5 protein-coding genes and 1 pseudogene are annotated in these 7,423 nt (G+C 76.8%); 1 reads left to right on the forward strand and 5 read right to left on the reverse strand.

All coding sequences use genetic code 11. From position 1 onward, the window contains the following. Positions 1 to 91: 91 nt before the first annotated feature. The 5 genes from CBZ_RS13940 to CBZ_RS13960 form a co-directional block, all read right to left on the reverse strand. Positions 92 to 2,128, reverse strand: a complete 2,037-nt coding sequence (locus CBZ_RS13940; RefSeq protein WP_165446778.1) for an efflux RND transporter periplasmic adaptor subunit — start codon at positions 2,126 to 2,128, stop codon at positions 92 to 94. A 154-nt stretch (positions 2,129 to 2,282) separates the two neighbouring features. After that, on the reverse strand, positions 2,283 to 3,332 hold the full coding sequence (locus tag CBZ_RS13945; RefSeq protein ID WP_130782124.1) for a hypothetical protein: 1,050 nt from the start codon (positions 3,330 to 3,332) through the stop codon (positions 2,283 to 2,285). 161 nt (positions 3,333 to 3,493) lie between these two features. Continuing rightward, positions 3,494 to 4,726 carry an ABC transporter permease gene (locus CBZ_RS13950; protein WP_130782125.1) on the reverse strand — a complete coding sequence of 411 codons (1,233 nt, stop codon included), beginning with the start codon at positions 4,724 to 4,726 and terminating at the stop codon, positions 3,494 to 3,496. Further along, positions 4,723 to 5,457: an ABC transporter ATP-binding protein gene (locus CBZ_RS13955; protein ID WP_130782126.1), complete on the reverse strand. Its 735-nt coding sequence runs from the start codon at positions 5,455 to 5,457 to the stop codon at positions 4,723 to 4,725. Before CBZ_RS13955 ends, CBZ_RS13950 begins: the two co-directional genes overlap by 4 nt. After that, positions 5,450 to 6,673, reverse strand: a complete 1,224-nt coding sequence (locus tag CBZ_RS13960; RefSeq protein ID WP_246013395.1) for an efflux RND transporter periplasmic adaptor subunit — start codon at positions 6,671 to 6,673, stop codon at positions 5,450 to 5,452. The genes CBZ_RS13955 and CBZ_RS13960 overlap by 8 nt, the downstream gene beginning before the upstream one ends. A gap of 199 nt (positions 6,674 to 6,872) precedes the next feature. Here CBZ_RS13960 and CBZ_RS13965 point away from each other — a divergent pair. Beyond that, positions 6,873 to 7,423 (forward strand): annotated as a pseudogene (locus CBZ_RS13965) (hypothetical protein); the annotation flags it as partial.

The following is a 7,423-nucleotide window of genomic DNA, read 5'->3' on the forward strand; positions in this document are numbered from 1 at the left end:
GCGCCCGGCGGTCGGTGGCCGACGCCCCCGCGCGACGCGCGACCCGGGAGTGGGGCGGTCGTCGTGCGAGGGCGTCGAAGGTCGTGTGCGGTCAGCCCTGGCCGCGCGTCACGGTTGTCGGAGGGCCGCCGACGAAGCCGCCGCCGGGTCCGCCCTGCATCGACGGACCGCGCTGCTCGTCCGAGCCACCCAGGCCCGACAGGCCCGTGCTGCCCGAGGTCGAGCCCGTCTCGACGGCCTGCTGCAGGTCCGCCAGGACGACCTCGTCGCCCGCCGAGACCCCCGACAGCACCTCGGTGCGCTCCGCGCCGACCGCGCCGACCTCGACCGTCACCGTGCTCGGCGTCGTGCCGTCGAGGACCTGCACCGTCGTCCCGTCCGACGACACGCGGACCGCCGACGTCGGCACCGTGAGCACGTCGACCGCACCCGCGACCGTCACCTCGACCTGCGCCGACGCCCCGTCGAACAGCCGCTCGTCCGTCGCGTCCAGCGCGACCACCAGCGTGTACGACGGCTCGGACGTCGTCGACACGTCGAGCAGACCCACGCTGCTCACCGTGCCCGTGAGGACCGCGTCGGTGCTCGGCGTCGTCACCTGCGCCGCCTGCCCGACGGCCACCACGTCGACGTCACCCAGCGGGACCGTCGTCGACACCGTGAAGCCGTCCGTCCCGATCACCGTGACGACCGCGGTCGACGACGACGCCGTCACCGCGTCGCCCGGCGCGAGGGCGACCGCCGCGACCGTGCCCGCGACCGGGCTGGTGAGCGTCGCGAACGGCAGGGCCGCATCGGCGAGCGTGACGCGCGCCTGCGCCGCGTCGACCGCGGCCTGGTCGGCGAGGACCGTCGCCGCCGACGCCACGGCTCCGCTCGTGCCGTCCGTGGACGCGTCGTCGGAGGACGGGCTGCTCGTGCGGGTCGGCGCCGAGGTGTCGGGGGTCGTGGACGTCGTGCTCGTCGACGTGCTCGGCGACGCCGTGCTCGTGCTGCTCGGAGCGGCGGACGGGCTGGCCGACGGGGTCGTCGTGCCGTCGGTGCCGGTCGGGTCGTCGGTGCCGGTCGGGTCGGCGGTGGCGCCGTCGGTGTCGTCGCCGGTCGCGGCGGTGACCGCGGCGTGCAGCGTCGCGACGGCCTCGTCGAGCGCGGTGACCAGGGACGTGAGCGCCTGCTGGGCCGCGTCGGTCGCCTGCTGCGCGGTGAGCGTGCCGGTGATCGCGTCCTGGCACGCGGTGAGGGCCGCCACGACGTCGTCGGACGCGCTCGCCGCGGCCTGCGCTGCGCCGTCGTCGGTCGGGGTCAGGGCGGCGTCGGTGGTCGGGGCGGCGTCGGTGGTCGGGGCGGCGTCGGTGGTGGTCGTTCCCGTGCCCGTGCCCGTCGTCGCGGCGTCCGAGGACGCCGGGGTGGGGGACGTGCTCGCGGTCGGCGTCGGCTCGGGGTCGCCGTCCACGTCGTCGCCGACGAGGTCGAGGAAGGCCGCGCACGTGCTCCGCGACGCCTCGACGCTCGTGCCGCTCGCCGCGAGGGCCTGACGTGCCGCCTCGTGCTGGGTCAGCAGGTCCTGCTGGGCGGAGCGGACCGCCGCGACGGCGGCCTCGATCGCGGGATCGGTGCCGGTCCCGGTGTCGGGGCGCGTGCCCGTGGAGCCCGTCTGCCCCGTCGACCCGGTCGAGCCGGTCTGGCCGGTCTGGCCCGTCTGGCCGGTGGAACCCGTCTGGCCGGTCGTCCCCGTCGTGCCGGTCGACGCCGACGGGGACGGGGTGGACGACGTGGACGAGGTCTGCGACGCCAGGTCGGCGTCGAGCTGGTCCTGCGCGTCGGCGAGCTCCGCCTCGGCGTCGTCGACGGCCTCCTGCAGCGAGGCGAGGTCGAGCGTCGCGAGGACGTCGCCCGCCGCGACCTGCTGCCCGACGGTCACGTCGACCGTCGCCACCGTCCCCGCGACCGAGAACGCGGCGTCCCGGCGCGTCGCGGACGCGAGCGTGCCGACCGCGTCGACGGACTGCTCGACGTCGGCCCGCTCGACGGTCGCGGTGCGGTAGCGGTCGTCCCCACCCCGGCCCACGGCCAGCGCGACACCGCCGCCGACGCCGCTGAGCACGACCGCGCCGACGGTCGCCAGCACGACGGTCCGTCGCCGCCGGGCGCGTCGTCGCGCGGCCGCCGACGGCCGAGGTCCGGTCGGGACGCCGTCCGACGACCCGCGGCCCGGCAGCGCAGCGTCCGACACCGGTCGCGTCGGGTCGTCGCCCGCTCGCGCGGACCGGCGGGTGCCCCTGTCACGCATCGGTGCTGCTCTCCTCGTCGTCGTCCTGCCCGGACCCCTGCCCGGAGCCCTGCCCGGAGCGGTCCTGTCCCGGCGCGCCGCCCGGCCCGCCGCGCATCGCGAACCCGCCGAGGGTCGACGTGCAGCCGTCGTCGCCCGCGTCGGAGACCGCGATCAAGGTGGCCGCGACCTTCCCGCTGTCGTCGGCCTCGCCGCGCACGACGGCACACCGTCCGGTGACGAGCGCCGTCGCGTCGGCGTCGGCCGTGCGGCTGTACGTCGTGGTGCCGGAGACGACGACGTCGCGGCTGGTCTGCGTGTCGTCGGCGCCCCGGACGCCGACCGTGATCGTCGTGCCGGCGACGGCGGTGACCTGCCCGGTCACGGCACCGCCGAGCACCCGCGAGCGCTGACCGTCACCGGGCGCACCGCTCGGGGCGTCGGTCGGGGCACCGTCGGGCAGCTCGCCGCCGTCGAACCGGGGCGCGTCGGTGGGCATGCCGGACGGGAGGTCGGTCGGGGCGCCGTCGGGGCGGTCGCCGCCGCCGGGTCCGAAGCCGCCGCCGGTCGTGCACGTGCCGTCGTCCGCGGCGGCGACGACCGTCACGCTCGTGGCCTGCAGCGGGGTCGTGTCGTCGGCGGCGTCGTCGGACGTGGAGCCCGTCGCGTCGTCCGTCTCCTGCGGGGCCGCGACGGCCGTGACGCAGGCCCCGACGGTCACGTCGGTGAGCGCCGCGGCGACGGTCTGGGTGATCGCGGTGTCGGTCGACCAGGTCACGGCCGTCTGCTCGTCGGCGCCGCGCACCTGCAGGACCGCGTCGCCGACGCTCGCGATCTCACCGACGACTCCGCCGCCGCCGCGCTGCGCCTGGGGGGCCGTGCCGTCGTCGGACCGCCCCTCGGCCTGCGCGGTGGGCGTCGCGGCCGAGGCGGACGGGTCGGCGCCCGCGCACCCGGCGAGCAGGAGGACGAGGCCCGTGGCGAGCGCGGGCAGCGTCAGCGCGGCACCGCGGCGACCGGCTCGACGACCGGCAGTGCGGGTCGGCGTGGGGTTCGGGGTCATGGGGAGGCTCCTCGCGGGGTCGGCCGCGTGCGGCGCGGCGGGTCGGGGGACGGCGCGCCGGGGCGACGCCGGTCGGGACGCCGGGCGCGACGTCGAGGGTCGGTGGCGGGCGTGACGGGCACGGCGCACGTGGCACGCGTCGCACGGGTGGCGGGCCACGGTCACTCCGCCCGCAGCGCGTCGATGGGGGCGAGCCGCGCGGCCCGCGTCGCGGGGTAGACGCCGAACACCAGCCCGATGACGAGCGCGACCAGCACGGAGCCGGCGACGGCCGCGCCGGACACGACGACGGTCGTGTCGAGCAGCCCGGGCAGGACGCGCGCGCCGACGATGCCGAGCACGGCACCGAGGACGCCGCCCGCGAGGCCGAGCACGCCCGCCTCGACGAGGAACTGCCGTCGGATCGCCCACGGCGGGGCGCCGAGCGCCTTGCGCAGGCCGATCTCCCGGGTCCGCTCGGTGACGGACACGAGCATGATGTTCATGACGCCGATGCCGCCGACCAGCAGGGACAGCGCGGCGATGCCCGTGAGCAGCACGGTCAGGGTCCGGTAGACGGCCGTCGCGGTCGACACGAGCGCGTCCTGGCTGTTGATGGTGAAGTCCGCGGCGTCCGGGTCGTCGATGCCGTGCAGGTTGAGCAGCAGCTGCTCGGCCTCCTGGTAGGCGGCCGACAGCCGGTCGGACGACGCCGCCTGCACGTAGATCGTCGAGACGGCGTTGCGGTCCGCCCCGCCGACGAGCGTGTCCGCGGCGGTCGACATCGGGACGACGGCCACGTCGTCGAGGTCGCTCTCGCCCGACGCGCCCTCGGCGGCCAGGACCCCGACGACCTGCAGGTCCGTGCCGTCGACCGTGACGGTCTGCCCGACGACGCGCGTCGTGCCGAACAGCTCCTCCGCGGTCTCCGGGCCGAGCACGACCACCGCGGCGCCGCTCGCCTCGTCGTCGGCGGTGAAGAACGACCCCTGCGCGACGGTCCGGCCGCGGACGTCGAGCCACTCGGGCGTGGTGCCGACGACCTGGGTCGACCAGTTGGTCTCCCCCGCCTCCAGGGACGCGCCGGTCGACTTCTCGGCCGCGACGCCGGCGATGTCGGGCGCGTTGACCGGGGACGCGAGGGCCTCGGCGTCGGCCCGGGTCAGCGTCGTGCCGCTGCCGAAGCCACCACGCATGCCGGACGAGTCGGTGCTCGACCCCGGCCGGACGATGAGCAGGTCGCTGCCCAGCGCGCTGATCTGGTCGGACACGTCCTTCTGCGTGCCGAGACCCAGGCCGACCGTGAGGATGACCGCGGCGATGCCGATGAGGATGCCCAGCACGGTGAGCGTCGAGCGCATGACGTGCGTGCGGATCGCCGCCCACCCCGTGCGCAGCGTCTCCGTCCACGTCATCGGGGGTCACCGTCCGTCCGGACGAGCCCGTCGAAGACCCGCACGACGCGCTGGGCGCGGCGGGCGACGTCCTCCTCGTGCGTGATGAGGACGATCGTGCGGCCCTGCGCGTGGAGCTCGTCGAACAGCGCGAGGACGTCGCGCGTCGAGACGGAGTCGAGGTTGCCGGTCGGCTCGTCGGCCAGGAGCAGGGCGGGCTCGCCGACGAGCGCCCGGGCCACCGCGACGCGCTGCTGCTGGCCGCCGGACAGCTCGCCGGGACGGTTGTCGAGCCGGTCGCCCAGCCCGACGCGCTCCATCGCGGCGACCGCACGGGCGCGCCGCTCCGCCGCCGGGACGTGCCCGTAGACGAGCGGCAGCTCGACGTTGCGCCACGCCGACAGCGACGGCAGCAGGTGGAACTGCTGGAAGACGAACCCGATGCGCCGGTTGCGGATGTCGGCGAGGTCGGTCTCGTCGAGCTCGCCGACGTCCTCCCCCGCGAGCCGGTACGTGCCCTGCGTGGCGACGTCGAGGCAGCCGAGGACGTTCATGAGCGTCGACTTCCCGGACCCCGACGGCCCCATGACGGCGACGTACTCGCCGGCGTCGATGCGCAGGTCCACGCCGCGCAGCGCCTCGAACTCGACGGTCCCCGTGCGGTACGTCTTGCGGACGCCGGTGAGCTCGATGACCGGCTCGGGCGTGGCCGCGGGGCGGGCGGCGGGCAGCGGCAGGGTGAGCTCAGCCATTGCCGCCGCCCATCGGGCCGCCCTCGGAGAACGTGCCGCCGCCGGGCGGACCGGCCGGCATCTCGCCGTCGAGGACGAACCCGCCGGGCATCTGCCCCGCACCGCCCTCGGTCTGGTCGCCCTGAGTGGAGCGCGGCCTGAAGACCGCGAGCACGACCTCGTCGCCCTCGGCCAGGCCCTCGGTGATCTCGGTCATGCTGTCGGACGTCTCCCCCGTCGTGACCGGGGTCTGCGTCTGCGTGCCGTCGGCCGCGACGGTGGTCACGACGGTCTGCCCGTCGACCGTGGTCACTGCCATGCTCGGCACCGCCAGGACGTCGGTCCGGCGCTCGTAGACCAGGCTGACCTCGGCGGAGACGCCGTCGTGCAGCCCGTCCTGGCCGCCGTCGACCGCGACGGTCACGGGGTACGCCGCGACGCCGTCCTCCCCGGTCGAGAGCAGCCCGACCTCGGCGACCGTGCCGAACACGAGGCCGTCGGCGCCGTCGAGCGTGAGCTCCGCCTGGTCGCCGACCTCGACGTGCGCCACGTCGGCGTCGGACACGCTGACGACGACCTCCCACGCGTCGGTGCCGACGATCGTGAACGGCGCGGTCCCGCCCGTGTCGCCGCCCTGCGGGCTGGTCGCGCCGTCGCCGCCGCCCGTCACCGCGTCACCGACCGCCAGGTCGACGACCGTGAGCAGGCCCGCGACCGGGGCGACGAGCGTCGCGTCCGCCGTCGCGGCCTGCGCGTCGTCGACCTTCGTCTGCGCGACGTCCACCTGCGCCTGCGCTGCTGCGACCTGCGCCTCGGCGGTGCTCGAGCCGTCGTCGTCGTCCTCCGCGTCGTCGAGCCGCGCCTGCGCGGTGGCGAGCGTGGCCTTCGCGGCCAGCAGGTCCGCGTCGAGCTGCAGCGTGTCGACCGTCGCGAGGACCTGCCCCGCCGTCACCGTCTGGCCCTGCGCGACCTGGACCGACGTCACCGTGCCGCTCACCGCGAAGGCGACGTCCTCCTGCACGGCGGGCGTCAGGGTGCCCGTGCCGTCGACGGTCTTCTCCATCGTGGTGAGGCTCGCGGCGACCGTGCGCGTCACGGGCTCCTCGGCCGCGGCGGCGGAGTCCCGGACGCCGAACCACCACACCCCCGTCCCGACGGCCCCGACGACCACGGCGGCGACCACCGCCCGGACCCACCCACGGGTCCGCCTCCAGACGTGCAGCATGGTGTTCCTCACGGCGACGACGACAACGACCCGGCGAACGTAGGGAGCGCCGCTGGGGCGGTCGTAGCACGGGCCTGTGCGCAGCCTGTGAAGGGGCGCGGCGCCTGTCGTGGCCGCGCAGGACTGCCTGCACGGGCACGCCACGTGCCCGAACGCGCACGGTCCGCCCCGGCACGGCCGGACGGCACCGGGACCGCTCGATACTGGCTCGATGCCCAGGCGGGACCGGGAACCGCTGGACGACGTCGACCGGCCCGGCACCCACCGGGCCGACGTCGCACCGGTGCGCGCCACCGCGCCTCCCGAGCCCCGGACCGCGGCCGTCGTGCGGGCGGGCGCCGGACCGCCGGGCCGGGCGACGAACGGCTCGCACCGGCTCGTCACGGGCCTGCAGCGGACCGCGGGGAACGCGGCGGCGACGGCCTGGGTCCAGGGCCGGGCCGATGCACCGACCGCGCAGACGCAGCTCCTGGCCGAGCCACCGGCCCGCCCGGGAACCACGACCGAGGTCGACGCCGGGACGCCCCCGGCCCGGCGCCGGGTCGAGGCGCCGCCACGCCCGGAGGTGACCGAGCCGGAGGACTCCGCGCCCCAGGCCCAGCGCCTCGTCGAGGCACCGCCGCGTCCCGGCGCCGCCGAGCAGGAGGACGCCGGGACGCAGGCGGGGACGACCTCGACGGCGGGGCAGCCCGCGACGGCCGGGGCGGAGGCCACGACGGGCGGACCGGGGGCATCGTCGGGCGGCTCCTCCCGCGTCGAGAC

It is taken from the genome of Cellulomonas biazotea (genome assembly GCF_004306155.1).
Taxonomy (GTDB): Bacteria; Actinomycetota; Actinomycetes; order Actinomycetales; family Cellulomonadaceae; genus Cellulomonas; species Cellulomonas biazotea.